This window comes from Pseudoxanthobacter soli DSM 19599, assembly GCF_900148505.1.
Classification (GTDB): Bacteria; Pseudomonadota; Alphaproteobacteria; order Rhizobiales; family Segnochrobactraceae; genus Pseudoxanthobacter; species Pseudoxanthobacter soli.
On the sequence record NZ_FRXO01000001.1, the window covers coordinates 272110 to 298704 of the forward strand.

Consider the following 26595-nt stretch of genomic DNA (forward strand, 5'->3'; position numbering starts at 1 on the left):
GGCCTGTGGCCGGCGGGTGACGGTCGCGGGTGGAACCGGGCGCCGTCCGCGGACCTTTCATTGTTTCGTTAACCATCCTCATGGTACGGAACGGCAGGAATTTCGCGGTCGGGCTGCAGGATCGATCGACGGGAGTTGGAGCATGATCAAGGATAGCGCAGTTGCGCGAGGCTCTGTTCGGCTGGCGCAGCGTCTGCGTTCTCTGGTGAGCGGCGAGCGGACCGGCGTCGAGAGCGACGCCCCCGCCTCCGTGTCCCGCCGCAACATGTTGACGCTGATGGGCGGCGGCGCCGTCGGCGCGTTCGTGACCGGTCCGGCCATGGCGCAGTCGGCCTACGAAGCGGCGATGAGCTCCGGCTCGGGCGCCGAGTGGGCCGACAAGTTCGACGCGCCGATGCCGAGCCTTCAGTCGGTGAAATCGAACCGGCCGACCTTCTCGCCCCAGAGCGCGGCCTATACCGAGCAGGCGATCCAGGCCTATACCGCCATCGTCCAGAAGGGCGGATGGCCGACGCTGCCGACGAACATGAACCGCCTCAAGGTCGGTTCGCGCGGACCGAACGTCGTCACCCTGCGCCAGCGTCTGCTGGTGACGGGCGATCTCGTGCAGAACAGCGGCCGGCAGGACACGTTCGATTCCTATGTCGACGCCGCGGTGCGCCGCTTCCAGATCCGCAACGGCCTTCAGCCGGACGGCGTGGTCGGCGGCTCCACTCTCAAGGCGCTCAACGTGCCGGCCGACGTGCGGCTTCAGCAGCTTCAGGTCAACCTCGTGCGCCTCAAGGCGATGTCGGGCGACCTCGGCCAGCGCTACGTGATGGTGAACATTCCGGGCGCGGAGATCGAGGCGGTGGAGAACGGCCTCGTCGCCTCCCGCCACCTCGCCGTCGTGGGCAAGATCGACCGTCAGAGCCCGATCCTGACCTCCAAGATCAGCCAGATCAACTTCAACCCCTATTGGCACGTGCCGGTCTCGATCATCCGCAAGGATCTGATCCCGAAGATGCAGGCCGATCCGAACTACCTGACCCGCAACAAGATCCACATCTACGACGGCAAGGGTCGCGAGCTGCAGGCGACCGACATCGACTGGAACACCAACGACGCGGTGAACTACCAGTTCCGTCAGGAGCCGGGTCTCGACAATTCCATGGGTTCGGTGAAGATCAACTTCGCCAACCCCTATTCGGTCTACATGCACGACACGCCGTCCAAGAGCCTGTTCGGCCAGGATGCGCGGTTCCATTCGTCGGGCTGCGTGCGCGTGCAGAACGTGCGCCAGCTGATCGGCTGGCTTTTGAAGACCAACCCGGAATGGCCGGAGCAGAAGATCGACCAGGTGATCCGCGACGGCACCCGCGTCGACGCGCAGGTCAAGCCGCCCGTGCCGCTGTACTTCACCTATGTGACGGCGTGGGCGACCCCAGAAGGCGTGGTCAATTTCCGCTCCGACATCTACATGCGTGACGGCCTCGGCACCGTGACCATCACCGACGGCGACGTGCCGCCGGACCAGACGGCGAGCGCCGCGGCGCCGACCACCCAGCAGAGCGCTTCGGCCGCGCCGGCCTATTCGCAGGCCCCGGCCCAGACGGCGCCGACCCAGGTCACCACCACGGAGACCTTCGGCGGCACGCAGCCGAGCGCCGGGTTCCAGGGCAACAGCTCGTCCTTCGCCGGCTATAAGCCGAGTCCCGCCTATGGCGACGGCGGCGCGGGTCAGGCCTACTGATCCGCGAACGACGGGCCTTTCCGGTTCGAACAGAAAAGGCCGGGTGCCTCGCGCACCCGGCCTTTTTCATTTCCGAAGACAGAGATGCGCCGGCTGGGATGTCCGGGGCTTATGACGCGCCGAGAGTCGTGACGCGCCGGACCTGTTGAAGCGCCGGGATTTGCCGACGATCGGACGGAAAGGATGGTCTGACAGCGCTCAGAAGTGCTCGTAGCGGCCGAGCCCGAGCGGCAGCGGGCGCCCGCCGGCATCGACCACCGTGACGGCCGCCGGACCCGGACCGATCTCGCCGATCCCGGCGACGGCGATGCCGGCCCGGGCGAGGCTCGCCGTGAAACCGGCGGCGCTGTCGGGCGGGACGGCGCAGAGGATTTCGTAGTCGTCGCCGCCGCCGAGGGCGGTTCCGATCAGGGCCGGATCGGCGGCAAGCATCCGCGCGGCCCCCGGCGAGAGCGGAACGCGTTCGGCGTGCACCCGCGCCGAGACGCCGGCCGCGCGGCACATGCGGCCGAGATCGCCGACGAGGCCGTCGGAGATGTCCATCGCCGCCGAGGCGAAACCGCACACGGCGGCCGCCGCGGCGCTGCGCGGGCGCGGCAGCAGATAGCGGTCGTGGAGGTGCGCGATGTCGGCCGGATCGAGGCCGCAACGGCCGGCCGCCGCAGGATCGCGGCGCAGGTGAAGGCCGAGGGCGGCGTCGCCGATGGTGCCGGTCACGAACAGCCGGTCACCGGGCCGCGCGCCGCCGCGGCGCACGGCGGCCTCGCGCGGGACCGAGCCGAAGCAGGTGACGGAAACCACGAGCCCGCCGGGCGAGCGGATGGTGTCGCCGCCGAGGAGGGGGCAGGCGAACTCGGCCTGATCGGCCGCGAGTCCGCCGACGAAATCGGCGAGCCAGTGCTCGGTCCAGTCGGACGGGAGCGCAAGCGTCAGCAGGTAGCCGCGCGGCACGGCACCCTTCGCGGCAATGTCCGACAGGTTGACCCGCAGCGCCTTGCGGGCGATTGCGGCGGGCGGATCGTCGGCGAAGAAGTGAATGCCGGCGGCGATGGCGTCCGTCGTCACCACGAGGTCGTGGTCCGGATCGGCGGCGATAACCGCCGCGTCGTCCGTCAGCCCCGCCGCGCCGGGATCGGTGGCGAGCGGCGCGAGATAGCGCGCGATCAGGTCGTCTTCACCGGGACGTGTCACAGGAGAGGCTCCCGGTTCGCCGGGGCCGCGGCGGATCGACGAGCGGTCCGCCGGCCGGCCGCCGCGCTCAGGCCTTGCCGGCGGTGGGCGCCGCGAACTCGGCCGGGCGCAACTCGTGGGCGATGCGGTCGAGCACGCCGTTGACGATACGCGGCTCGTCTTCCTCGAAGAAGGCGCGGGCGACCTCGACATATTCGGTGATGACGACGCGGGCGGGCACGTCCGCCCGGCGGATCAGTTCGTAGACGCCGGCGCGCAGGGTGGCGCGGAGGATGGAATCGACCCGCCGCAGCGGCCAGCCGTCCATCAGCGTGCTGTGGATCATCGGATCGATGACGCGCTGCTCGGCGACCACGCCGGACATCAGGTCGCGGAACCAGGCGGCGTCGGCGTCGCGATATTGCTCGCCGTCGATTTCCTTGCCGAGACGGAACAGCTCGAACTCCGCGACAACGTCGGCCAGATCCGTGCCGGCGATCTCCATCTGGTAGAGCGCCTGCACGGCCGCGAGCCTTGCGAGGCTGCGCTGGTTGGCCGGTTTCTGTTCCCGGGGAACGGGGCGTGCCGGTTCGGACATCTGCGTCATACTCCGAAGCGGTTCTTGTGCTCGATCATGGCCAGCGCGGCCTTGGCGGCGAAGCCGCCCTTGTCCTTGCGGTCGACGCGGGCACGTGCCCAGGCCTGCTCGTCGTTCTCGACGGTCAGAATGCCGTTGCCGAGCGCGAGAGCGCCGTCGACCGTGAGGGTCATCAGCGCGCGGGCGGATTCGTTGGCGACGATGTCGTAGTGGGTGGTCTCGCCGCGGATGACGCAGCCGAGCGCGACGAAGCCGTCATAGTCCACGTCGCCGAGTTCCATCGCGACCAGCGCCATGGAGAGCGCGGCGGGGATTTCGAGCACGCCCGGGACCGAGATCCGCTCGTAGGTCGCCCCGGCCTCGTCGAGCGCACGGATCGCCCCTTCGACGAGCGCGTCGGCGATGTCGTCGTAGAAGCGGGCCTCGATGATGAGAACGTGAGGTGCTGAATCGTCGGCCATGGATCTGATCCTCCGGGGGCGCGCCGTCCGGTGACCGGCGACGCCGCGCGCGAGACGAACCACGACGGGAGCCTTTTGTCCAGCCGATCCGTGCCCCGGAGCCCGGCTCGGGGTGAGGAGCCGCCATGCATCGGCCGGCCCCTCGCGGTGGTTTGCCGGGCATCGCGCCGGCAGTCGATCCGGCCAGCGGATGTGGACCCGACGTTACCAAGAATTCACAATTTTTGACATGGACGGATAAAGGGCGAGGTCTATGGTTTGGCGGCGCACCGGTTCGATGCACAGGCCGGTGCGGCCAGAATTCTCGATTTGGAAAGACGTCGATATGATGTTCCGGAAATCGTCCAAGAAGTTCGCCACGCTGGCCGCCGCCGGCCTGATCGCCGCTTCGCTCGGTGGCGCCGCGCTCGTCGCGCTCCCGGCCGCCGCCCAGCCGCTCGCGGCCGATGCCGACGTCCAGGTCACCACCCTGAAGGCGACCGTCGAGGCCATCGATGCCAAGACCCGCCAGGTGACGCTGAAGGGGCCGGACGGCAACCTCGCCACGGTGAAGGCCGGCGACGCGGTGAAGAACTTCAACCAGATCGCCGTCGGTGACACCGTCACCATCACCCGCACCGACGCCCTTGTCGCCGACATCGCCAAGCCGGCCAAGGGCGCCGGGCCGAGCGTCTCGGTGACGCAGATCGCCGGCAAGGCCGCTCCCGGCCAGAAGCCCAGCGCCGGGCTCGTGGACGCGATCACCGTGACTGGCGAGATCGTGCGGCTCGACGCCAAGGCCCACACCGCCACCATCAAGGGTCCGGAAGGCCGCCTCTATACCCTGAGCGCCGTGCAGCAGAAGCACCAGGAGAAGCTCGCCAAGGTGAAGGTGGGCGACCTCATCCAGGTGACGTTCCTGCAGTCGATCGCGGTCTCCGTCACGAAGTGACGGCGTCTAGAGCGCTTTCCGATCTGATGGAATCATCAGATCGACAAGAAATCGCTCCAGATTCAAAAGCATGAGCATATCCTTATCGTTCAGATCGATCCGATCTGAACGGGATATGCTCCAGCCCGGCGGGCGAGGGCGCTTTCCGGCCGGATCGCGCCGCCTGACCGGCTTCATTGTGCCCGAGAACGAGAAAACCCCGCCGTGCTGCCGCACGGCGGGGTTTTCGATTCACAGTCGGCCCTTTGGATGAGCGCGCCGGTCAGGCGGCGGCCGCAGCCTCCTGAAGGCGGGCGACGTAGCGCGCCATCTGGTCGACCTCGATATTGATGCGGTCCGACGGCGCCGTCTCGTCCCAGTTCGTCACCGCGAGAGTGTGCGGGATGAGCAGCACCGAGAAATCGTTGCCATCGACCGTGTTCACCGTCAGCGACGTGCCGTTGAGGCAGACGGAGCCCTTCACGGCGACGAAGCGGGCGAGTTCCGGCGCGGTGCGGAAGGTGAAGCGGGTGGTCTCGCCGATATCCTCCCGCGCGACCACGGTCGCAAGGCCGTCGACGTGCCCGGAGACGAGGTGGCCGCCGAGTTCGTCGCCGATCTTGAGCGCGCGTTCCAGATTGATCCGGCGGCCGGGCTGCCAGCCATCGACGGTGGTGACGGCGAGCGTCTCGGGACCGGCATCGAAGGCGATCTCGGTGAGGCCGTCGGCGCGCGGCGCGCGGGACACCACCGTCAGGCAGACGCCGTCGCAGGCGATCGAGGCGCCGATGTCGATGGTTTCGGCCTCATAGCGGCTCAGAACCACCAGTCGCTTGACCACGTTGTCGGCCGCCGCCTCGGCGAGTTCGCCGACATCGGTGACAATTCCCGTGAACATCAGCTGCGCTCCTTGCGCCAGAACCGGAGGACGCGATCGACGCCGAGGCGCCGGTCGCCGATCTGGACGAATCGCGGGTCTTCCGGCACGGCCTCCGGCGGCTTGCCGGAGAAGGCGGGGATGCCGCCGGCCCCGATGGCCATCGGCGAGACGTCGAAGATCATTTCGTCGATCAGATCGGCATCGAGCAGCGCGTTTGCAACCCGCGGCCCGCCTTCGACGAGAACGGACGTGATGCCCTGCGCCGACACCGCCGCGAGCGCGGCGGGGAGCGAGACGCGGCCGCTGTCGTCCGCGTCGACCGGCAGCACGGTGACGCCCTTTTCCTGCCACGCCGCCACCAGCGCCGGATCGGTGCGGTGGGTGGTCACGATCCACAGCGGTGCGTCGCCGGCGGTGCGCACGAGCTTCGAATCGACCGGCAGACGTCCCGCGCTGTCGAGCACCACCCGCACCGGCGAGCGGTCGACGAGGCCGGGCAGCCGGCAGGTGAGGGACGGGTCGTCGCTCAACGCGGTGCCGATGCCCACGAGGATGGCGTCGGTCGAGGTGCGCAGGCCGTGGACGTAATCGAGCGCCTCGGGCGAGGAGATCGCGATCTGGCCGGCGCCCTCGCGCCCGACGAAGCCGTCGGACGACATTGCCATCTTCAGCCGGACGTGCGGGCGGCCGTCGCGCACCCGCCGGATATGGCCCGCGTGGTCGCGCGCGGCCTCCTCGGCGAGGATGCCGGTGACGACCTCGATGCCGGCCTCGCGCAGGATGGCGTGGCCCTGGCCCGCCACGAGCGGGTTCGGGTCCTCGATCGCCGTCACCACCCGCGCGACGCCGGCGTCACGGAGCGCGACGGCGCACGGGCCGGTACGGCCCTGATGGCTGCAGGGCTCCAGCGTGACGTAGGCGGTGGCGCCGCGGGCGGCGTCCCCGGCTTCGGCAAGGGCGAGGGGTTCGGCGTGGGGACGGCCGCCGGGCGCGGTCACGCCGCGGCCGATCACGGTCGGGCCGGCGCCGTCGTCGCGGGTGACGATCGCCCCGACCGAGGGGTTGGGCCAGGTGCGGCCGGCATTGCGGCGGCCGATGGAAAGCGCCGCCGCCATGAAGCGGCGATCGAGTTCAGGCGATTTCATCGCGGCGTCGGCCCTCGTCCGGAACGCCCGCTTCCGCCGCGGCGGGGGCGTTCGAGTGTCTGGCGAGGCCGCTCGACGTGTCGGGGGGTCCGCCGAGTAAAAGCATGAAAACTAAAAGGCTTTTAATCTGCTTAAAACCGCCGAGAACAATAACCGGATCCCGTTGGAGGACCCGGCGCAGTCATTCCCGATTGTCGTCGGCTGGCAATACCAGCATGGCCTCATTCCGGCGGGGCGTCAATCGTCGCCCCGCGGAACGAACTCCTCAAGGAAGGCGCCGAAGTCCTTCGCTTCGCGGAAGTCGCGGTAAACGGACGCGAAGCGGACATAGGCGACATCGTCGACCGCCCGCAGCGCTTCCATCACCATCAGCCCGATCTGCTCGGAGGTGACCTCGTTTTCGCCGAGGCTTTCGAGCCGGCGCACCACGCCGGACACCATCTGCTCGACGCGTTCGGCATCGACCGGCCGCTTGCGCAGCGCGGTCAGGACCGAACGCATCAGCTTCTCGCGGTCGAACGGCACGCGGCGGCCGGAGCGCTTCAGGACCGTGAGCTCGCGCAGCTGCACGCGCTCGAAGGTCGTGAAGCGTCCGCCGCAGGTGACGCACACCCGCCGGCGACGGATCGCGGCGCCATCCTCGCTGGGCCGCGAATCCTTCACCTGGGTGTCGTCACCGCCGCAATAGGGGCACCGCATCGGATCTCCGTCAGCGGTAGAGCGGGAAGCGGGCGACGAGCGCAGCGACCTCGTTGCGCACCTTGCCTTCGACCAGCGAGTCTTCCTCGGCGCCCTTCTGCGACAGCGCGCCGAGCACCTCGGCGATCATGTCGCCGATCTGGCGGAACTCCGCCTCGCCGAAGCCGCGCGTGGTGCCCGCCGGGGTGCCGAGACGGATGCCCGAGGTCACGAACGGCTTCTCCGGGTCGTAGGGGATGCCGTTCTTGTTGCAGGTGAGGTGCGCGCGGCCGAGGGCGATCTCCGAGACCTTGCCGGTCAGCGACTTCGGCCGCAGGTCGACCAGCATCAGGTGCGTGTCGGTGCCGCCGGAGACGATGCGGAAGCCGTGGCCGGCGAGGGTTTCGGCGAGTGCCTTGGCGTTGGTGACGACGTTCGCGGCATAGGTCTTGAACGAGGGCTGCAGCGCCTCGCCGAAGGCCACCGCCTTGGCGGCGATGACGTGCATCAGCGGGCCGCCCTGCAGGCCCGGGAACACCGCCGAGTTGATCTTCTTGGCCAGCGCCTCGTCGTTGGTCAGCACCATGCCACCGCGCGGGCCGCGCAGGGTCTTGTGGGTGGTGGTGGTGACGACGTGTGCGTGCTCCATCGGGTTCGGATGCACGCCGCCGGCGACGAGGCCGGCGAAGTGGGCCATGTCGACCATGAACAGCGCACCGATCTCGTCGGCGATGGCGCGGATGCGCGCGAAGTCGATCACGCGCGGATAGGCCGAGCCGCCGGCGATGATGAGCTTCGGCTTCTCGGTGCGGGCGAGGTGCGCGATCTCTTCGTAATCGATCAGTTCGTCGTCGCGGCGCACGTGATAGGGCACCGGGCGGAACCACTTGCCGGACATGTTGACCGGCGAGCCGTGGGTGAGATGCCCGCCGGCGGCGAGGTCGAGGCCGAGGAAGGCGTCGCCCGGCTGGAGCGCGGCGAGGAACACGGTCTGATTCGCCTGGGCGCCGGAGTGGGGCTGGACGTTCGCGAACTTCGCGCCGAACAGCTTGCAGGCGCGCTCGATCGCGAGCGATTCGGCGATGTCGACGAACTGGCAGCCGCCGTAATAGCGCTTACCCGGATAACCCTCGGCATATTTGTTGGTCAGGACCGAACCCTGGGCCTCGAGCACCGCCTTGGAGACGATGTTCTCGGAAGCGATCAGTTCGATTTCCTCGCGCTGGCGACCGAGCTCGTGCTCGATGGCGCCGAACAGTTCCGGATCGGACTCGGCGAGCGAACGGGTGAAGAAATCGGCTTCGGCCGCCTGGGCGGCCTTTTCGGTCACGATGGCCATTGGTGCATACCCCAACAAATGGGACTTCGGGCAAGTGGTGCGGCGCGCATCGCAAATAAAACCGGCATCGCCGGAAGCGAAACGAGCGAAGCGGCGCCAAGGCCCGCATGGCAGGTCTTCGACGCCGCTTCTCACCGCGCGCGGAATTAGCACACCTCGCCCACCGCGCCAAGCTTGCCGGGCCTGAAGCGTCGTCGCAGGGGGCCTCTCGGAGCGCATACGGCAGCGGCCGGGTGGCTCCGGCATGGCGGCCCAAGGCCGCGCGAAGGCCGGTTCGACGAACGCCGGGAACGCAAATCTTCGATGAAGGACAAGTTTTCTTGACGAAATCCGGCACGGGCGTACCGTCATCCGGCGGCGACTTCTGCCGGACACCGGCGAGATGCCGAGAACAAGAAGAACAGTGCGGAAGAGCAGAGGCGCGGCGACGGCCTCGGGCCGGACGGAACTGCGCCCTTCGGGAGGTCTTATGGGTGCGCTTGGTTTCGTTGTCCTCGGTGGACTGTTGTCCATCGTCTATGGTGCGTGGGCGATCCGGTCGGTCATGGCGGCCGACGCCGGCACGGCAAGAATGCAGGAAATCGCCGCGGCGATCCGCGAAGGCGCGGAGGCCTATCTGAGCCGCCAGTACACCACCATCGCGGTGGTGGGCGTCGTCATCTTCCTTCTGTTCGGCTTCCTGATGTCGTGGTCGGTCGCCATCGGGTTCGCGTTCGGCGCGCTGCTGTCGGCGGCCGCCGGCTATATCGGCATGCTGGTCTCCGTGCGCGCCAACGTCCGCACCGCCCAGGCCGCCACCCGCAGCCTCGCAGCCGGCCTCGACATCGCCTTCAAGTCCGGCGCCGTCACCGGAATGCTCGTCGCCGGCCTCGCGCTTCTCGGCGTCTCGATCTATTTCGGGGTGATGATGGGCGTCGCCGGCCACGCGCCGGGCGACCGCGAGGTGGTGAACGCCCTCGTCGCCCTCGGCTTCGGCGCGTCGCTGATCTCGATCTTCGCCCGCCTCGGCGGCGGCATCTTCACCAAGGGCGCGGATGTGGGGGGCGATCTCGTCGGCAAGGTCGAGGCCGGCATTCCGGAGGACGATCCCCGCAACCCCGCCACCATCGCCGACAATGTGGGCGACAATGTCGGCGACTGCGCCGGCATGGCGGCAGACCTGTTCGAGACCTACGCGGTCACCATCGTCGCGACCATGGTGCTCGGGTCGATCTATTTCGCCGGCACCGATCTCGTCTACCGGGTGATGCTCTATCCGCTCACCATCGGCGCCGCCTGCGTGGTGACGTCGATCATCGGCACCTTCTTCGTGCGGCTCGGCGCCTCGCAATCGATCATGGGCGCGCTCTACAAGGGCTTCATCGCCACCGCGCTGTTGTCGCTGGTCGCGCTGCTGCCGGTGACGGCGGCGGTGTTCGGCGGGCTGTCGGTCGATCTCGCCATCGGCGACAAGCACTTCACGCCGCTGTCGCTGTTCTTCTGCGGCGTCACCGGACTGGCCGTGACCGGGCTCATCGTCTGGATCACGGAATATTATACCGGCACGGGCTTCCGGCCGGTGCGCTCCATCGCCAGCGCCTCCGTCACGGGCCACGGCACCAACGTCATCCAGGGCCTCGCGGTGTCGCTGGAGGCGACCGCGCTGCCGGCACTCGTCATCGTGGTGGGCATCATCGTCGCCAACGCCTTCGCCGGGCTGTTCGGCATCGCCATCGCGGTGACGACCATGCTCGCGCTCGCCGGCATGGTGGTGGCGCTCGATGCCTTCGGTCCTGTCACCGACAATGCCGGCGGCATCGCGGAAATGGCGGATCTGCCGCCCTCCGTCCGGGTCTCCACCGATGCCCTCGACGCGGTCGGCAACACGACGAAGGCGATCACCAAGGGCTACGCCATCGGCTCGGCCGGGCTCGGCGCGCTGGTGCTGTTCGCCGCCTACACCGAGGATCTGCGCTTCTTCTCCGCCAACGCGGCGCAGCATCCCTATTTCGCCACCGTCGGGCCGATCGACTTCGCGCTGTCGAACCCGTTCGTGGTCGTCGGGCTGTTCCTCGGCGGCCTGCTGCCGTTCCTGTTCGGCGGCATCGCCATGACGGCGGTCGGCCGCGCCGCCGGCGCGGTGGTGGAGGAGGTCCGCCGGCAGTTCCGGGAAAAGCCGGGCATCATGGCCGGCACGGACCGGCCGGACTATGGCCGCGCGGTGGACATGCTCACCCGGGCGGCGATCCGCGAGATGATCGTGCCGTCGCTGCTGCCGGTGCTGTCGCCGATCGTGTTCTATTTCGTCATCGAGGCCATCGCCGGGCGGGCCAACGCCTTCGCCGCGCTCGGGGCGATGCTGCTCGGCGTCATCGTCACCGGGCTGTTCGTGGCGATCTCCATGACCGCCGGCGGCGGCGCCTGGGACAACGCCAAGAAATATATCGAGGACGGTCACCACGGCGGCAAGGGATCGGACGCCCACAAGGCGGCCGTCACGGGCGACACCGTCGGCGATCCCTACAAGGACACCGCCGGGCCCGCCATCAACCCGATGATCAAGATCACCAACATCGTCGCGCTGCTGCTGCTAGCCGCGCTGGCGCACTGACCGGGCAGGGTGCCGCCGCGAGCGGGCGCCCGTCTCTATCCATCCCGCCGGCAGGCTTCGGTCCGATGACCGGGGCCTGTCGGCGGAAACCGTCTTCCTCGATGACGACCTTACTTGTTGAGCGACGGGCCGACCTGCGTCGCGCCCTTGAAGATCTGGCCGATGAAGCCGTAATCGGCGCCGCCGGTGTGGGTCTTCTTGGCGATGAAGTCGAACACCTTGCCGTCCTTCAGGCCGTAATCGGCGATGCTCTCGACGGTGCCGTCCTTGGTGAAATAGACGGCGATGACGCGCTGGTCGATCACCTTCGGCCGCTCGAACGCCACCGAACGCAGCGTCTTCTGCGAGATGTAATAGAACGCCTCGTTGCCGATGGTGCTCGTGGTGGAGGGCGTGCCGAGCGCCAGCAGCACCTGCTCGCGGCTGGAGCCGATCGGCACCTGCGACAGGGCATCCTGGCCGAGCACGTAGCCGTGGGTGTAGGTCTCGCTGATGCAGCCGCCGAGGGGAAGCGCGAGCGCGAGGCCGGCGGCGATAAGGCCCGCCATGCCGAGGCCCCTGCCGCGCGACGCATCCGCGCCATGGGGGCTTTGGCTCATGTCGAGGGAGCCGGTCGTCTCAAGGGCGCTTTTCATGGCAATCGCTCGCTCGGCATTGGCACGGTACACCTTGGGCTCCTCCAGACAGGCTGTTCGTCTGCCGCGCGGCGGCGCGGCGGATAAGATGGGACGGTCTTGTCGCCGGTTCCGTCCGCATCCGCGCTGCCTGACGGCCGAACCCGGTGTAGACAAGGACGCCGCACGGTGCAATCTGGCCGTAACGGGTGCGGCGGCGAAACGTCGGCGTTCCCGGCGCCGCGGGAGCAAGCTGCCACGGAACGGCGCCGCCGGGAATGCACCGGCTTGAACTGTCGTTCGAAGGGAAGGAGCCGTCCCGAGTGTGCCCGGCCTTGGCCGGAACCGTCCCGTGCCTGCCGTTCCGGGATCTCGGGTCGGAGGGCGCAATCCTGCCGGGAAGCGCGAAGCGTGCCCCGCCCGGCATCCGCGAATCCGCGTTTCGTCCGCGAATCCGGATTGTTGCCACCTTGAGCGGCTGGCCGACGAAGCCGCCTATCCCCACATTTCACCCATGATCTTTCGATTGTTCAAACGCCGCGACCGACAACCCTATGCCCTCTATTCGGCGATCGTGGCGCAGGCACGGCAGCCGGCGTTCTATGCCGCCTTCGGCGTGCCGGACAGCCTCGACGGTCGTTTCGACATGATCGTGCTCCATGCGGTGCTGGTATTCCGCAGGCTGCGCGGCTGCGAGGGTGAAGCCGCCGAGAGGACCCAGGCGCTGTTCGACCTGTTCATGAGCGACATGGACCGCTCCCTGCGGGAGATGGGCGTCGGCGACCTGACGGTGCCGAAGCGCATCAAGAAGATGGCGGAGGCGTTCTACGGACGGCTCGACGCTTATGTCGGGGCGCTCGATTCCGCCGCGTTGCCCGAGCTGCAGGAAGCGATCCGTCGGAACGTCTTTCCGGACGGAACCGTGTCGCAGTCCGCGCTGACGGCGGCCCATGGCCTCGCCTGCTACGCGCTCGATGCCGCCGCCTCGCTCGACACGCAGGCCGCGGAGACTATTCTGGACGGCACGATCCGCTTTCCCGATCCCGCCGATTTCCACACCGGAGCCCGGGCATGACCTCTTCCTCCGACGCGCTGCCGTTCTCCCGGCCGATTCCGGTCCGCGAGATCGGCTACGCTCCGACCCGCATCACCGTCGAGGCCGAGCCGGCCGAGCGGTCCGCGCTCGCCCGGCTGCTCGGTGTGCCCTCCGTCGACCGCCTCAAGGCGGCGTTCGAACTGCGCGCCCGCCACGGCGGCCGCATCGCGGTGCACGGCACGCTTGAGGCCCATGTCGTTCAGGCCTGCATCCTGACCCTCGCGCCCGTGCCCGTGGACGTGAGCGACGAGATCGACATGGTGTTCGCCCCGCCGGGGGACGAGGCGCTCTACAAGCCCGGCGAGGAACTCGATCTCGACGCCTTCGGCGAAGACCCGCCCGACGTCATCGAGGGCGACGCCATCGATCTCGGCGCGCTCGCCGCCGAACACCTGTCGCTGGCGCTCGATCCCTATCCGCGCGCGCCCGGCGCGACCTTCGACGAAATCTCCGAAGGCGAGGGCGAGGATGTGCCGCCGTCGCCGTTCGCGGCGCTCGCCCGCCTCAAGCGAAACGAAGCGGAAAGCGATGGCTGATACCGTGCTACTCATCGGGCTGCGGCCGGGTATGCCGACATGACAGTTGTTTGCGGCAGCGAAATCGTTATGGTCCGTCGGCCGTCGGCCAATCGGGCAGTTCGCAAGGCCCCCGTCGTCGACAGAGCGGGGACCTGAACGCGATGCCGAAGCAAATCACCTTATCGCTCGACGCCATGGGAGGCGATCGAGGGGCGGAGGTGGTCGTGCCGGGTGCCGATATCGCACTGGTGCGTTGCCCGTCCCTGCGGCTGAAGCTCTATGGCGACGCCGCGATCGTCCAGCCGCTGCTCGATGCCCATCCGCGCGTCGCGGCGGCCAGCGAACTCATCCACTGCGACGTCTCCGTGAAGATGGACGACAAGCCGAGCCAGGCGCTGCGCCAGGGCCGGTGGAAATCGTCGATGTGGCGGGCGATCGATGCCGTGAAGAACGGCGAGGCCGATGCCGCCGTCTCCGCCGGCAACACCGGCGCGCTGATGGCGATGGCGAAGTTCTGCCTGCGCACGCTCGACGGCGTCGAGCGCCCGGCGATCGCCGCGATCTGGCCGACCCTGCGCGGCGAATCGATCGTGCTCGATTGCGGTGCCACCATCGGCGCGGACGCCCAGCAGCTCGTCGATTTCGCGATTCTCGGCGGCGCCATGGCGCGCGCGGTGATCGGCGTCGATGTGCCCTCCGTCGGCCTCCTCAATGTGGGCGTCGAGGAGGTGAAGGGCATCGAGGAGATTCGTGCCGCCGGACGGCTTCTGCGCGAAAGCCGGCTGCCCTCCTTCCGCTATCACGGCTTCGTCGAGGGCGACGATGTCGGCGCCGGAACGGTGGATGTCGTGGTGACCGAAGGCTTCGCCGGCAACATCGCGCTCAAGACCGCCGAAGGAACCGCCAAGCAGGTGGCCTCCTTCCTGCGCAGCGCGATCGGCCGGAGCTGGCGCACGCGCATCGGATATCTGCTGGCGAAGCCGGCTTTCGACGCCCTGCGAGAGAAGCTCGATCCGCGCAAGTCCAACGGCGGCGTGTTTCTCGGCCTCAACGGGCTGGTGATCAAAAGCCACGGCGGCACCGATGCCGAAGGCTTCGCCAGCGCCGTCGAGCTTGGTTTCGACATGGTTCGGAACGACCTTTTGAGCAAGATCGGCCAGGACATGGCCGCGTATCGGCTGGGCGAGGAGCAGGCGCCGGTGGCGCACGCCGTGTCCGAGCCGGCGGTGGAGGCACCTTGAGCGTGACGCGTTCAGTCGTACTCGGCTGCGGCAGCTACCTGCCGCAGAATGTCGTGACCAATGACGACCTCGCCCTGCGGGTCGATACCTCCGACGAATGGATTCAGCAGCGTACCGGCATTCGCGAGCGCCGGATCGCGGCCGCCGACGAGACCACCTCGACGCTCGGCATCGCCGCGGCGCGCAGGGCGATGGCCGCCGCCGGTATCTCGGCCGCCGATATCGACCTCGTGCTGGTCGCGACCTCCACGCCGGACAGCACCTTTCCCGCGACCGCGGTCATCATCCAGGCGGAGCTCGGCATCGAGCGCGGATTCGCCTTCGACCTGCAGGCGGTTTGCTCCGGCTTCGTCTACGCGGTCACCACTGCGGATGCGCTGCTCCAGACCGGTCAGGCCACCCGGGCGCTCGTCATCGGTGCGGAGACGTTCTCCCGCATCATCGACTGGGAAGACCGCACCACCTGCGTGCTGTTCGCCGACGGCGCCGGCGCCGTCGTGCTGGAGGCGCAGCCGGCCGGAGACATCAAGACGGGGCGCGGCGTCATCGCGAGCCGGCTGCGGGCGGACGGGCGGCATCGCTCGAAGCTCTTCGTCGACGGCGGACCCTCGACGACCGGCACCGTCGGCCACCTCCGCATGGAGGGGCGCGAGGTGTTCAAGCACGCCGTCGGCATGGTCACGGACGTGATCGAGGACGTGTTCGCGGCGACGGGCTACACGGCCGACGACATCGACTGGTTCGTGCCCCACCAGGCCAACCGCCGCATCATCGACGCCAGCGCCAGGAAGCTCGGCATCGACCCGGAAAAGGTGGTGGTGACGGTCGACCGCCACGGCAACACCTCCGCCGCCTCGATCCCGCTCGCGCTCGACGTCGCCGTCTGCGACGGACGAATCAAGCGCGGCGACCTCGTGCTGATCGAGGCGATGGGTGGCGGCTTCACCTGGGGCGCGAGCCTGATCCGCTGGTGAGCGGTTCCGGCTGCGTTCGTCGCGAAACAAAGTGCGCCGGTCTGTTGACCGGCGGGTGACCACGCAATACCGTCCGGGAGCAAAACCGGGAGCTGGGTGCCTTCCGGTTGCCGGCGCCACCGATCTCACGCGTTCGTCGACAGCCAGTCCAGATTCACCAACCCATCGGGAGACAGCAGGCCATGGCCGGAAGGACCGTTACGCGCGCCGACCTCTGCGAGGCCGTGTATCAGAAAGTGGGTCTTTCGCGCTCGGAATCGTCCGAGCTGGTGGAGATGGTGCTGAGGGAAATCTCCGACTGCCTCGCCAGGGGCGAGTCGGTGAAGCTGTCTTCGTTCGGCTCGTTCGTGGTACGCGCGAAGGGCCAGCGGATGGGCCGCAACCCCAAGACCGGCGAAGAGGTTCCGATCGAGCCCCGCCGCGTGATGGTGTTCAAGCCGTCGAACGTCCTGAAGCAGCGCATCAACGAATCGCTTTCCGCTTCATCGTGACGTCCGCGGCTGCCCCGCGCCGGATGGGCGGTTCAGGATAGCCGCGATTTCAAGGCCTTGACGGCGGTTTCGAAACCGTCTTGATCGGATTCCAGCAAGGCGCATGATGGAAGGGGACGGCCACCCATGCCGGCCGTCGCACACGCGCAGGATGGAAACGACAGGAAGCGAGCGTCGTCGTGGAGAAAAGCCCGGAAGCGTTCCGCACCATCAGCGAAGTTGGGACGGATCTCGACCTGCCGCAGCATGTGCTGCGGTTCTGGGAAACCCGCTTCACGCAGATCAAGCCGCTGAAGCGGGCCGGAGGGCGGCGCTATTACCGCCCGGAAGATGTGGACCTGCTGCGCGGCATCCGCCATCTGCTCTATAACGAAGGCTATACGATCCGGGGCGTGCAGCGCATCCTGAGCGGCCATGGCGTGCGCCACGTCGCCGCGATCGGGCGCGGCGGGCCGGAGGCCGTGGCGGCGCTTGCCGCCGTGCCGCGCGAGCCTTCGGACGATCACGACGAGCCGAGCTTCCCGTTCGAGGGTGGCGAGACCGAACGCCCCGCTCCGTCGCTGGCCGTGCAGGCCGCGCGGGCGATCGACGAGGACGGCATGGACGAGAACGAACCGCTGATCTCGGCCGACGACCGCCGGACCGTCGGCGGCGATCCGGGATTGCTTGGCATGGATGTGGACGGACCGGTCCCACGCGACATTCGCGTCGGCTCCGAGGACGAGCATCGCGGCGGCGCGTTCCGCTTCTTCGACCGCCTGCGCGGCGGCGAGGGCAAGGGCGGCGATGGCGGTCTGACGCGCGAGGACGTCCGCCGCCTGCAATCGACGCTGTTCGAACTCCTGGAATGCAAGCGCCTGCTCGATCAGGCCCGCTGAACGGCGCCTGATCCCGCGCCCGAGCGATCGATGCCGGACGGCGCGGCCACCTACGCGCCGCGGTTTTCGAGCACGAAGCGCAGCGTGAACACCTCCCCGGCGATGGCCGCGCCGAGGCCGGGGCTGAGGGCGAGCGGCGTGCAGTTGGCCATGGCCTGCGTCACGGACGCCGCGAAGCGCTGCTGCGTGCCCTCATCGCCCACGAGCTTGACGAATGTCAGCTTCGGCTTGCCGATCACCGCCCCGGACCGGTTCAGCGAGAACATCACCGTCGCCTGAGACCCCTCCGCCCCCGCCGGCGGCCGCCAGCATCCGAGGATCGCCGGCCCGATCTGATCGAGGCGGGAGAGTTGCGGGGCCGACGGCGCCGGGCTTTGGGCCGTGCCGTCGGCCTGAGCCGCGGCCGGGAGCGTTGTCGTCGCGAAGGCCGCGATCCCCACGGCGAAGCCAAGCGCCGCGACACGAAAGCCAAGCGCCGCGGCACGAAAGCCAAGCGCCGCGGCACCAAAGCCAATCGCTGCGGCACCTGCGCGCCGGTGCGGCGAGCGCGTTCCGGCGCTTGTGCCGTTCGGGACCATCGTCCTGGTGAGCGTCATCGTCCGGCCGGTCTCACAGCATCTCCAGCGCCCGCGCGCGGGTCGGCGGGGGGAAGGCGCGGTCGATGATGGCCAGGTCCTCGGCGTCGAGATTGAGGGCCGCGGCGGCGCGGTTCGCCTCGACGTGTGCGGGGGTGGAGGCCTTGGGGATCGCGATCATGCCCGGCTGGCGCAGCACCCAGGCGAGAGAGACCTGCGCGGGCGTGGCGCCGTACCGGGCGGCGACGGCGGAGAGCGCGGGATGGCGCAGGATGCGGCCCTGCTCGATCGGCGAATAGGCCATCATCGGTATGCCGTGCTCGCGGCACCACGGAATGAGGTCGAACTCGATGCCGCGCCGCGCCGGATTGTAGAGCACCTGATTGGTCGCGACGGCCTCGCCGCGTTCGAGCGAGACCAGGGCCGAGCAGTCCGAAACGTCGAAATTGCTGACGCCCCAGTGCCGGATCTTGCCATCCTCCACGAGCGCCTCGAACGCCTCGACGGTGTCCTCCACCGGCTCGCCACCGACCCAGTGCAGCAGATAGAGGTCGATCACGTCGGTGTTGAGCCGCTTCAGGCTGCGTTCGCAGGCGAGCACCGTGCCGCGGCGGCTGGCGTGGGTCGGGATCACCTTGGAGACGATGAACACGTCGTCGCGCCGCCCGGCCACCGCCTCGCCGACGAGATGCTCGGCGCCGCCGTTGGCATACATCTCCGCCGTGTCGATCAGCGTCATGCCGAGGTCGATGCCGCGCTGAAGCGCCGCGATCTCGCTCGCCCGGCGCGCGGGGTCTTCCGCCATCGCCCACGTTCCCTGGCCGAGGGCCGGAACGGTCTCGCCGCCCGGCAGGGCGACGGTCGGAAGCGGGGCGAGGTGCGGCAGGGTCTCGGCGGCCATCGCGGGTGTCCTCTTCGCGGCCGGCTGCGCCTCAGGGCGCGCATTGGACGGGCGCCGCTCGCAGCCTTGGGATCGGCCGGAGTTTGAACCAATGCCGCTGCCGCGGCAATCCGGCGGGCGGCCCGCGGGGCGAAACCCGCGGGCCGCCCGCGCGGCTTACTTCACCAGAGGATGGGTCATGTCTTCCGGCTTCACCCAGGCGGCGAACTCCGCCTCGGTGACGAAGCCGAGCTTCAGCGCCGCGTCCTTCAGGCTCAGATCCTCGCGATAGGCGGTGAGCGAGATCTTCGCCGCCTTCTCGTAGCCGATATGCGGGTTGAGCGCGGTGACCAGCATCAGCGAATTCTCGAGATGCTCCTTGATGCGCTTCTCGTTCGGCTCCAGCCCGGCGGCGCAGTGCTCGTCGAAGGCGAGGCAGGCATCGGCCAGCAGGCCGGCGGATTCGAGCACGTTGTGCACCATCACCGGCTTGTAGACGTTGAGCTGGAAGTTGCCCTGGCTGCCGGCGAAGGCGACGGCATGGTCGTTGCCGAACACCTGCACGCACACCATGGTCATGGCCTCGCACTGGGTCGGGTTGATCTTGCCCGGCATGATCGACGAGCCCGGCTCGTTCTCCGGCAGGTGCAGCTCGTTGAAGCCCGCGCGCGGGCCGCAGCCGTACCAGCGGATGTCGTTGGCGATCTTCATCAGCGCGCCGGCCAGCGTGCGCAGCGCCGCGCTGGCGTTGACGAGGGCATCGTGCGCGGAAAGCGCGGCGAATTTGTTCGGCGCCGAGACGAACGGCTTGCCGGTCTCCTCCGCGATGCGGGCGGCGGCGGTCTCGCCGAACTTCGGATCGGCGTTGAGGCCGGTGCCGACCGCCGTGCCGCCGATGGCGAGTTCGCAGATGCCGGGCAGGGCGCGCTCGATGGTGGCCATGGCGTCGTCGAGCTGGGCGACCCAGCCGGAGAACACCTGCCCGAGGGTGACGGGCGTCGCGTCCTGCAGGTGGGTGCGGCCGACCATCACGATCGACTGGAACGCCTCTTCCTTGGCGCCGAAGGTGTTGCGCAGCTTGCGCACCGCCGGCAGCAGGCGGTTGTCGATCTCTTCCACCGCGGCGATGTGCATCGCGGTCGGGAAGGTGTCGTTCGAGGACTGGCTGTGATTGACGTCGTCGTTGGGGTGGATCGGCTTCTTGGAGCCGATCTCGCCGCCGGCGAGCTGGATCGCGCGGTTGGCGATCACCTCGTTGGCGTTCATGTTGGTCTGGGTGCCGGAACCGGTCTGGAACACCACCAGCGGGAATTCGTGGTCGAGCTTGCCGTCGATCACGTCCTGGGCGGCGGCGGTGATCAGCGCGACCTTGTCGGCCGAAAGCTGGCCGAGCTCGCCGTTCGCCAGCGCCGCGCCCTTCTTCAGCACGCCGAGCGCGCGGATGACCGGGCGCCCCCAGCGGAAGCGGTCGACGCCGATCGGGAAATTATGGACGGAGCGCTCGGTCTGGGCGCCCCACAGGTGATCGCTCGGAACCTCGACGTCCCCGAGGGCATCTTCCTCGATTCGGAAGCCGGCTTTGGATTCGGTCATCTCAGTCTTCCTCATTCGGTCCTGATGCGGGGCGGCGCTGCCGGAAGGCGGCCACGGAAAGGCGGTTCACCCTTGTTAGACCACACCCTCGTGCCCGCGGGCGACGGCAAATCCGGCGGTCCGCCGGCGAAGCCCGGCACGGGCGGAGACTATCCCCGTTTCTTCGCGGTTGGAAAGCCGCATCTGCGAGCGTGTTGCAACAGACCCAAAAGCGACAGCCCTCGCGGAAGGCGACGCCCGCACCGGCCACGTTCATACGCCGACACATTTGCGTCGCCTTGGCCGGCTAGATCGGCCGTCCGCGGGCAGAAGTCGTTCGCAGGCAGGTCTATTTGAATCCAATGACTTGCAGATGACATCTCATGCTCCGTGTCGTCTGGCCGACCCCCTGCGACGGTGGCCATTCCCGCGGCCGCCGAGGAGGATCGAATGCGCCTCACCCGCCTGTTCCACGCGCCGCTTGCGGCGCTCGTCGTGGGGCTCTCCCACCCCGCGCTCGCCCAATCGGCACTCGCCATGGAGCAGAAAGCCCCGGTGAACTTCCTCTATACCGGCTCGGGAGAGGTGGAGGCGTTGCGCGGCGTGCTGGAACGGCCGGACATCGGCGGCGTCCAGGTGGTCTATAACTGGAAGGCGCTCGAGCCCGAGAAGGGCCGCTACGACTTCTCCGCCATCCGCGACGATCTCGCGGTGACGGACGCGCTCGGCAAGAAGCTCTTCATCCAGATCCAGGATCGCTTCTTCTCGCCGGACGCCCGCAACGTGCCGGATTATCTCCTGACCGATCCCGCTTATGGCGGCGGGCTTGCGCCCCAGAGCGACAATCCGGGCGAGGGGCTGGCACCCGCGAGCGGGTGGGTGGCGATGCAGTGGAACCCGGCCGTGCGCGAGCGCTACCAGGCGCTTCTGAAGGCGCTGGCGGCGGCGTTCGACGGCCGCGTGTATGGCATCAACCTGCCGGAGACATCCGCCGACATCGACATGAAGCACGACAAGAGCGGCTTCACCTGCGAGGGCTACTTTGCCGGCGAGATGGAGAACCTGAAGGCCGCCCGCGCGGCGTTCACACGGTCGCATGTGGTGCAGTACGTCAATTTCTGGCCATGCGAGTGGGACAACGACCACGATTATATGGGCCGCATGTTCGCCTTCGCCGCCGGCAACGGCATCGGGCTCGGCGGTCCGGACGTCATTCCCTACCGCAAGGGGCAGATGAAGAACGCCTATCCGTTCTTCAACCGCTACAAGGGCAAGCTCGATCTCGTCGCGATGGCCGTGCAGGAACCGACGCTGACCTACCGCAATCCGAAGACCGGCAAGCGCTTCACCCGGGAAGAGTTCGTCGATTTCGCCTCGGGCTATCTCGGTGCCGACGTCATCTTCTGGAGCGCGGAGTCGCCGTGGCTGAAGGCGAAGCCGGGCAGATGATGCAGCGGCGCGGTCACGCCGACGGCAGCGGCGTGCCGGACGGGCCAGCCAGCGCCTCGGCGTCTTCCTTCAGGTCGACGCCGGTGAGGCCAAGGCGCAGCGCCTCGCGGGCGAGCCACGCGATCTTGTCGGCGGCGGCCTCGTAGGACAGACCGTCCGGGTGGATGTTGGAAATGCAGTTGCGTTCCGAATCGAGCCGTCCGACCTTCGGACCGAAGGTGAGATAGGCGCCGAGGCTGTCGGGCACGCTGAGGCCGGGCCGTTCCCCGACGATGATGACGGCCAGACGCGCGCCGATCCGCTCGCCGATATCGTCGCCGAGCGCGACGCGGGATTGTTCCGCCAGCACCACGGGGGCGATGGAAAGGTCGCCGAGCCGCCGCATCGCGGCCTTCACCGTCGGCACTGCGTTCTTCTCGACCGCGGCGGCGGACAGGCCGTCGGCCACGATGAACACCACGTCCCAGTCCCCCCGCTCCAGCGCCCCAGCGCTTTCGGCCGAGAGCTTCCGGCCGAGATCGGGGCGGCTGAGATAGGTCACGCGCTCGGGCGCGGCGGAATGCACCCTGAGCGTCGGCAGCGGGGCGAGGGCGGCGGCGATGGCGTCGAAATCGACCCGGCCGTGGACGGCGTCGCGGGCGCGGGCGTGGGCAAGCTGCAATTCCAGCACATCGCGGGTGGCGAGGCTGTCGCCCGTGCGCGGCAGGCCGATGCGCGCGCGGGTGGCGGAGCGGAACCGTGACCAGGGATCGTTAGCCGGATAAGAGCCGGTTCTCGCGGTGCCGTCGCTTGCCGGCTCGGCGATGTGCGCGGCCGGAACGGGCACGTCGGTCGGATCGCTCTCGCCGGTCATGTGCGTGCTCAATCCTGGTATTCGAGGAAGCGCCGCGCGGCGGGAGCGGCGGCATCCGGCGGCGGCAGGTGGCCGGCTTCGTCGAGCATTCCCATGCGGCCGAGCCACGCCTCGAACTCCGGCGCGGGCGGCTTGTTGAACAGGTGCCGCAGGCTGACGACGTCGTGGTAGGCGAGGCTCTGGTAGTTGAGCATCACGTCGTCGGAGCCCGGAACGGTGATGAGGAAGTTGGTGCCGGCGGAGACGAGCAGGAACATCAGCGTGTCCATGTCGTCCTGATCGGCCTCGGCGTGGTTGGTGTAGCAGACATCGACGCCCATCGGCACGCCGAGCAGCTTGGCGCAGAAGTGGTCTTCGAGGCCCGCGCGGATGATCTGCTTGGAATCGTAGAGATATTCTGGCCCGATGAAGCCGACGACGGTGTTGACCAGAAGCGGCTTGAACGCGCGGGCGACCGCGTAGGCGCGGGTCTCCACCGTCTGCTGGTCGACGCCGCGATGGGCGCCGGCCGAGAGCGCCGCGCCCTGTCCGGTTTCGAAATACATCACGTTGTCGCCGACGGTGCCGCGCTTCAGCGACAGCGCGGCCTCCTGCGCCTCCGCGAGCACCGCGAGATCGATGCCGAAGCCCCGGTTCGCCGCTTCCGTGCCGGCGATCGACTGGAACACGAGGTCGAGCGGCGCGCCGCGCTCGATCGCCGCGATCGAGGTGGTGACGTGGGACAGCACGCACGACTGGGTCGGGATGTCGAACCGCTGGCGCAGCCGGTCCAGCATGTCGATCAGGGTGACGCAGGCCTGCACGTTGTCGGTCGCCGGATTGATGCCGATCACGGCGTCGCCCATGCCGAACATCAGGCCGTCCAGCGTGGAGCCGGCGATGCCCGCCGGGTCGTCCGTCGGGTGGTTCGGCTGCAGCCGGCTGGCGAGGCGGCCGGGAAGGCCGATGGTCGAGCGGAACGCCGTCACCACCCGGCACTTGGCCGCGACCGCGATCAGGTCGTGGTTGCGCATGATCTTGGAGACGGCCGCGACCATCTCCGGCGTGAGGCCGGGGGCGAGGCGGATCAGCCGTTCCGTGGTGGCGTCGTAGGACAGCAGCCAGTCGCGGAACTGGCCGACCGTCATGTGGCTCACAGGTCCGAACGCCTCCGCGTCGTGGCTGTCGACGATGAGCCGGGTGACCTCGTCGTCCTCGTAGGGAACGATGGCCTCGTTCAGGAAGGTCTTGAGCGGGATGTCGGCCAGCACGTAGCGCGCGGCGACGCGCTGTTCGTTGCTCTCGGCCGCGAGGCCGGCAAGCGAATCCCCCGAGCGCTGGGGCGATGCGCACGCCAGCACGGTCTTGAGGTCCGAAAAGCTGTGTCGCTGCCCGCCGAGCAGCACGCTGTACTTGCCCATGACCGCGAGCGTATGGGCTGCCTCCGTCCGCAGCAAGGATGATTTTTATGCAAACGCTGCCTTGCCGCTGCCTTGCGGGTGGACATTCGCGGGCGCCCGCCGCGGCTGTCGTCGGATTGTCACCTTTCCGATCTCTATTCGCCGCGTGACCCGGCGCGCCGGCCTTGCTAAACAGGCGGCGGACCGGTGTGCCGCGTCCGTTCGTCCGCCTCGTCGCGCCGCTTTTGTGTTCTCGCCGCCCGGCCGTCCGGCCCGGCCCTGGAGGGTTTCGATGTCGCCCGCTCGCCCGACCGACAATGCCTTTCTCGGTCCGATCAGGAAGGCGTCGGAAGAATCGACCTTTGCTGGCGCACTGTCCTTCATGCGGCGGCGCTATTCGCGCGACCTCACCGGCATCGATGCCGTGGTGTGGGGCATTCCGTTCGACGCCTCGGTGACCAACCGGCCCGGCGCGCGGTTCGGCCCGCAGGCGATCCGGCGCGCCTCGGCGATTCCGTCGGGCGATCCGCAATATCCGTTCGGCTTCGACATGTTCGAGGAACTCGCGGTGATCGACTGGGGCGATTGCGCCTTCGATCCCGGTTTCCCGATGGAGATGGCCGCGACCGTGCGCGCCGAGGCGGAGAAGATCCTCGCATCCGGCGCGTTCCTCTACACCCTCGGCGGCGATCATTTCGTCACCTGGCCGCTGCTGCAGGCCCATGTCGCCCGGCACGGCCCGCTGGCGCTGGTGCAGTTCGACGCCCATCAGGACACGTGGGACGACGACGGCAACCGCATCGATCACGGCAGCTTCGTCGCCCGGGCGGTGAAGGAAGGGCTGATCGATGTCGAGCATTCCATCCAGGTCGGCATCCGTACCCATGCGCCGCAGGATTGCGGCATCGAGATCGTGTGGGGCCACGAGGTGGAGACACTGGGCGTCGCCGGTCTCGTCGAGTGCATCACCTCGCGGGTGGGCACCGCCAAGACCTACCTGACGTTCGACATCGACTGCCTCGATCCGGCGTTCGCGCCCGGCACGGGCACGCCGGTCGCGGGCGGCCTCACCAGCCGCGAGGCGATGATGACGCTGCGCGGTCTCGGCGCGCTCGACATCGTCGGCAGCGACGTGGTCGAAGTCGCGCCCGCCTACGACCACGCCGACATCACGGCGATCGCGGGCGCTACGGTGGCGACGATGGTTCTGGGACTGGTTGCGGAACGACGACGCGCGGGCGTCTGAAAGGACGCCGCAAGCCGCGCCGTTTCGCGCGGCGCCCATACCGTCTCGGTTTTGTGCCGTCTCGGCTTCGTGCCGTCATGACCGCATAGTCGTCACGCCCGCGTTCGCTGCGGAGGCCAATCCGGTATCGGAGGCCCCGCCGGCGCGGAGCGCTTCAAGGCCCCGATCCACGGGATCAGATCCATGTCCAAGAAACTCAACGTCGCCGTTCTCGGCGCCTCCGGCTATACCGGCTCCGAACTCGTCCGGATGCTCCTGCGCCATCCGGCGGTGGAGATCGTCGCCCTGTCCGCCGATTCCAAGGCCGGCAAGACGATGGCGGACGTTTTCCCCCAGTTCGCCCCCTTCGCGCTGCCGCGGCTCGTGAAGATCGACGAGATCGATCTCGGCCTCGTCGACGTGGTGTTCTGCGCGCTGCCCCACGCCACCACGCAGGTGGTGCTGAAGGGCGTCATCGCCGCCAAGCCGGACCTCAAGGTGATCGACCTCTCGGCCGATTTCCGGCTCGCCGATCCCGCCGCCTACGAGACGTGGTACGGCCACGCCCACCAGGCGCTGGAGCTTCAGGCCGAAGCGGTCTACGGGCTCACCGAGATCCACCGCGCGGCCATTTCGAGGGCGCGGCTCGTCGCCAATCCCGGCTGCTTCACCACCTGCTCGCTGCTGCCGGTGCTGCCGCTGCTCACGGCCGGCGCGATCGATCCCGACGAGATCGTGGTCGACGCCAAGACCGGCATGTCCGGCGCGGGCCGGGCGGCGAAGGAGGCGATGCTGTTCTCCGAGGTCGCCGAGGGTCTGCACGCCTATGGCGTCGCCAACCATCGCCACACGGCCGAGCTCGATCAGGAATACAGCCTCGCCGCCGGCCGGCCGGTGAAGCCGACCTTCACGCCCCACCTTACGCCGATGATCCGCGGCATCTACGCCACGATCTATGTGCGCACGACGCCGGGCCACGATGCGGCGGACCTGCACACCATCCTCGCCGAGCGCTACAAGGCCGAGCCGTTCGTCACGGTGCTGCCGCTCGGGCAGGTGCCGCAGTCGCGCCACGTCAAGGGCTCGAACCACGTCCAGATCGGCGTGGTGCCGGACCGGATCCCCGGCCGCGCCATCGTGATCTCCACGCTCGACAACCTCGTCAAGGGCGCGTCCGGGCAGGCGATCCAGAACATGAACGTGGTCTGCGGTCTCGCCGAAGGCACCGGCATCGATCAGGTCGCGCTGTTCCCCTGATCGTCGCCTCCTGACCTTGCTTTCCTGATCCGGGCGCGCGGCGCCGGTTCTCCCCGAACCGGCGCCGCGACCCTTTTCGCCGTCCGCCCG

Annotated in this window: 25 protein-coding genes; 12 read left to right on the top strand and 13 right to left on the bottom strand. The window is 68.6% G+C overall.

What is annotated here, in order from left to right; translation table 11 throughout:
* Nucleotides 1–142 precede the first annotated feature (142 nt).
* The gene (locus BUF17_RS01130) at nt 143–1732 is read left to right on the top strand and encodes a L,D-transpeptidase family protein (RefSeq protein ID WP_244530725.1); all 1590 of its coding nucleotides are present in this window, start codon (nt 143–145) and stop codon (nt 1730–1732) included.
* Between the two features lie 198 nt (nt 1733–1930).
* Here the strand turns inward: BUF17_RS01130 and thiL are convergent, their stop codons facing one another.
* The 3 genes from thiL to ribH all read right to left on the bottom strand — a co-directional run bounded on the left by thiL (nt 1931) and on the right by ribH (nt 3961).
* Complete coding sequence (gene thiL / locus BUF17_RS01135) at nt 1931–2923, bottom strand: thiamine-phosphate kinase (protein WP_073625373.1); 993 nt, start codon at nt 2921–2923, stop codon at nt 1931–1933.
* A gap of 67 nt (nt 2924–2990) precedes the next feature.
* Complete coding sequence (gene nusB, locus BUF17_RS01140) at nt 2991–3500, bottom strand: transcription antitermination factor NusB (protein WP_210215375.1); 510 nt, start codon at nt 3498–3500, stop codon at nt 2991–2993.
* A gap of 5 nt (nt 3501–3505) precedes the next feature.
* The gene (gene ribH / locus BUF17_RS01145) at nt 3506–3961 is read right to left on the bottom strand and encodes a 6,7-dimethyl-8-ribityllumazine synthase (protein WP_073625375.1); all 456 of its coding nucleotides are present in this window, start codon (nt 3959–3961) and stop codon (nt 3506–3508) included.
* A gap of 325 nt (nt 3962–4286) precedes the next feature.
* Between ribH and BUF17_RS01150 the strand changes: the two genes are divergently transcribed.
* Nucleotides 4287–4892, top strand: a complete 606-nt coding sequence (locus tag BUF17_RS01150; RefSeq protein WP_073625376.1) for a hypothetical protein — start codon at nt 4287–4289, stop codon at nt 4890–4892.
* Between the two features lie 262 nt (nt 4893–5154).
* On the opposite strand, the gene BUF17_RS01155 is transcribed toward BUF17_RS01150, so the two are convergent.
* From BUF17_RS01155 to glyA, 4 genes are all read right to left on the bottom strand, one after another.
* Nucleotides 5155–5769 (bottom strand): riboflavin synthase, encoded by a 615-nt coding sequence (locus BUF17_RS01155; RefSeq protein ID WP_073625377.1) that lies wholly within the window; start codon nt 5767–5769, stop codon nt 5155–5157.
* Entirely contained in the window at nt 5769–6896 is a 1128-nt protein-coding gene (gene ribD / locus BUF17_RS01160) for a bifunctional diaminohydroxyphosphoribosylaminopyrimidine deaminase/5-amino-6-(5-phosphoribosylamino)uracil reductase RibD (protein WP_073625378.1), read from the bottom strand. Before ribD ends, BUF17_RS01155 begins: the two co-directional genes overlap by 1 nt.
* A gap of 237 nt (nt 6897–7133) precedes the next feature.
* Complete coding sequence (nrdR, locus tag BUF17_RS01165) at nt 7134–7595, bottom strand: transcriptional regulator NrdR (RefSeq protein WP_073625379.1); 462 nt, start codon at nt 7593–7595, stop codon at nt 7134–7136.
* A 10-nt stretch (nt 7596–7605) separates the two neighbouring features.
* Nucleotides 7606–8913, bottom strand: coding sequence for a serine hydroxymethyltransferase (gene glyA, locus BUF17_RS01170; RefSeq protein WP_073625380.1), 1308 nt, complete (start codon nt 8911–8913; stop codon nt 7606–7608).
* 469 nt (nt 8914–9382) lie between these two features.
* On the opposite strand from glyA, the gene BUF17_RS01175 reads away from it, so the two are divergent.
* Nucleotides 9383–11503, top strand: coding sequence for a sodium-translocating pyrophosphatase (locus tag BUF17_RS01175; RefSeq protein ID WP_073625381.1), 2121 nt, complete (start codon nt 9383–9385; stop codon nt 11501–11503).
* 110 nt (nt 11504–11613) lie between these two features.
* Here BUF17_RS01175 and BUF17_RS01180 read toward each other — a convergent pair whose 3' ends face one another.
* Nucleotides 11614–12051: an outer membrane protein assembly factor BamE gene (locus tag BUF17_RS01180; protein ID WP_073625958.1), complete on the bottom strand. Its 438-nt coding sequence runs from the start codon at nt 12049–12051 to the stop codon at nt 11614–11616.
* Between the two features lie 592 nt (nt 12052–12643).
* On the opposite strand from BUF17_RS01180, the gene BUF17_RS01185 reads away from it, so the two are divergent.
* The 6 genes from BUF17_RS01185 (at nt 12644) to BUF17_RS01210 (ending at nt 17315) form a co-directional block, all read left to right on the top strand.
* Nucleotides 12644–13192 (top strand): ubiquinol-cytochrome C chaperone family protein, encoded by a 549-nt coding sequence (locus BUF17_RS01185; protein WP_244530726.1) that lies wholly within the window; start codon nt 12644–12646, stop codon nt 13190–13192.
* On the top strand, nt 13189–13749 hold the full coding sequence (locus BUF17_RS01190; protein ID WP_073625383.1) for a YceD family protein: 561 nt from the start codon (nt 13189–13191) through the stop codon (nt 13747–13749). Before BUF17_RS01185 ends, BUF17_RS01190 begins: the two co-directional genes overlap by 4 nt.
* 143 nt (nt 13750–13892) lie before the next feature.
* Entirely contained in the window at nt 13893–14972 is a 1080-nt protein-coding gene (gene plsX / locus BUF17_RS01195) for a phosphate acyltransferase PlsX (RefSeq protein WP_073625384.1), read from the top strand.
* Nucleotides 14969–15946: a beta-ketoacyl-ACP synthase III gene (locus tag BUF17_RS01200; protein WP_073625385.1), complete on the top strand. Its 978-nt coding sequence runs from the start codon at nt 14969–14971 to the stop codon at nt 15944–15946. The genes plsX and BUF17_RS01200 overlap by 4 nt, the downstream gene beginning before the upstream one ends.
* Before the next feature lie 182 nt (nt 15947–16128).
* Nucleotides 16129–16437, top strand: a complete 309-nt coding sequence (locus tag BUF17_RS01205) for an integration host factor subunit alpha (RefSeq protein ID WP_073625386.1) — start codon at nt 16129–16131, stop codon at nt 16435–16437.
* A gap of 179 nt (nt 16438–16616) precedes the next feature.
* A complete protein-coding gene (locus BUF17_RS01210) occupies nt 16617–17315 on the top strand; it encodes a MerR family transcriptional regulator (protein WP_073625387.1) in 699 nt (232 codons plus the stop codon).
* A 50-nt stretch (nt 17316–17365) separates the two neighbouring features.
* On the opposite strand, the gene BUF17_RS21985 is transcribed toward BUF17_RS01210, so the two are convergent.
* The 3 genes from BUF17_RS21985 to fumC all read right to left on the bottom strand — a co-directional run bounded on the left by BUF17_RS21985 (nt 17366) and on the right by fumC (nt 20363).
* Nucleotides 17366–17911 (bottom strand): hypothetical protein, encoded by a 546-nt coding sequence (locus BUF17_RS21985; RefSeq protein ID WP_084563754.1) that lies wholly within the window; start codon nt 17909–17911, stop codon nt 17366–17368.
* A gap of 13 nt (nt 17912–17924) precedes the next feature.
* Complete coding sequence (locus BUF17_RS01220) at nt 17925–18791, bottom strand: aldo/keto reductase (protein WP_139282364.1); 867 nt, start codon at nt 18789–18791, stop codon at nt 17925–17927.
* Between the two features lie 156 nt (nt 18792–18947).
* On the bottom strand, nt 18948–20363 hold the full coding sequence (gene fumC / locus BUF17_RS01225; RefSeq protein WP_073625388.1) for a class II fumarate hydratase: 1416 nt from the start codon (nt 20361–20363) through the stop codon (nt 18948–18950).
* 429 nt (nt 20364–20792) lie between these two features.
* Between fumC and BUF17_RS01230 the strand changes: the two genes are divergently transcribed.
* Nucleotides 20793–21791 (top strand): hypothetical protein, encoded by a 999-nt coding sequence (locus tag BUF17_RS01230; RefSeq protein ID WP_073625389.1) that lies wholly within the window; start codon nt 20793–20795, stop codon nt 21789–21791.
* A gap of 13 nt (nt 21792–21804) precedes the next feature.
* Here BUF17_RS01230 and eutC read toward each other — a convergent pair whose 3' ends face one another.
* Nucleotides 21805–22644 carry an ethanolamine ammonia-lyase subunit EutC gene (gene eutC, locus BUF17_RS01235; RefSeq protein ID WP_084563756.1) on the bottom strand — a complete coding sequence of 280 codons (840 nt, stop codon included), beginning with the start codon at nt 22642–22644 and terminating at the stop codon, nt 21805–21807.
* 8 nt (nt 22645–22652) lie between these two features.
* On the bottom strand, nt 22653–24044 hold the full coding sequence (locus BUF17_RS01240; protein ID WP_073625390.1) for an ethanolamine ammonia-lyase subunit EutB: 1392 nt from the start codon (nt 24042–24044) through the stop codon (nt 22653–22655).
* Between the two features lie 271 nt (nt 24045–24315).
* On the opposite strand from BUF17_RS01240, the gene speB reads away from it, so the two are divergent.
* Both speB and argC read left to right on the top strand, forming a co-directional pair.
* The gene (speB, locus tag BUF17_RS01245) at nt 24316–25269 is read left to right on the top strand and encodes an agmatinase (protein ID WP_073625391.1); all 954 of its coding nucleotides are present in this window, start codon (nt 24316–24318) and stop codon (nt 25267–25269) included.
* Between the two features lie 183 nt (nt 25270–25452).
* Entirely contained in the window at nt 25453–26505 is a 1053-nt protein-coding gene (gene argC / locus BUF17_RS01250; protein ID WP_073625392.1) for an N-acetyl-gamma-glutamyl-phosphate reductase, read from the top strand.
* The last annotated feature ends 90 nt before the right edge of the window (nt 26506–26595 follow it).